Annotated in this window: 2 pseudogenes; both read right to left on the bottom strand. The window is 52.6% G+C overall.

Features of this window, described 5'->3' with window-relative positions:
- Positions 1-310 (bottom strand): annotated as a pseudogene (gene tuf, locus GY169_RS23580) (elongation factor Tu); the annotation flags it as partial.
- Between the two features lie 14 nt (positions 311-324).
- Positions 325-654, bottom strand: a pseudogene (locus tag GY169_RS23350) (EF-Tu/IF-2/RF-3 family GTPase); the annotation flags it as partial.

Genomic DNA, 654 nt, shown 5'->3' with positions numbered 1-654 from the left:
AACGGAGTATGACGGCCGCCTTCGTCTTTGGACAGGATGTACACTTCAGATTCGAACTTGGTGTGCGGCTTGATAGAACCCGGCTTAGCCAGTACCTGACCACGTTCGATTTCTTCACGTTTGATACCACGCAGCAGAACACCAACGTTCTCACCTCAATCGCACGCTCTGGTTCTGGGATGTAAGAATCCAGGAAGCCAGCCAGTTCGATGATTTTCGCTTCCCACTCTGCGTCGCCTTCCAGCGCTTTCAGAGCAGAACCACGAACGATCGGAGTGTCGTCGCCCGGGAAATCGTACTGAGACAGAAGCCCGGCTTAGCCAGTACCTGACCACGTTCGATTTCTTCACGTTTGATACCACGCAGCAGAACACCAACGTTCTCACCAGCACGGCCTTCGTCCAGCAGTTTGCGGAACATTTCAACGCCAGTACAGGTAGACTTAGCAGTCTCTTTGATACCAACGATTTCAACTTCTTCGCCAACTTTGATGATACCGCGCTCTACACGACCGGTAACAACGGTACCACGACCGGAGATGGAGAATACGTCTTCGATCGGCAGCAGGAACGGCTTGTCAATCGCACGCTCTGGTTCTGGGATGTAAGAATCCAGGAAGCCAGCCAGTTCGATGATTTTCGCTTCCCACTCTGC

Source organism: Kluyvera genomosp. 3, from assembly GCF_011765685.1.
In the GTDB taxonomy this organism is placed as follows: Bacteria; Pseudomonadota; Gammaproteobacteria; order Enterobacterales; family Enterobacteriaceae; genus Kluyvera; species Kluyvera georgiana_A.
Note: the sequence above shows the minus strand (reverse complement) of the source record. Positions and strands in the feature narration are given on the sequence as shown.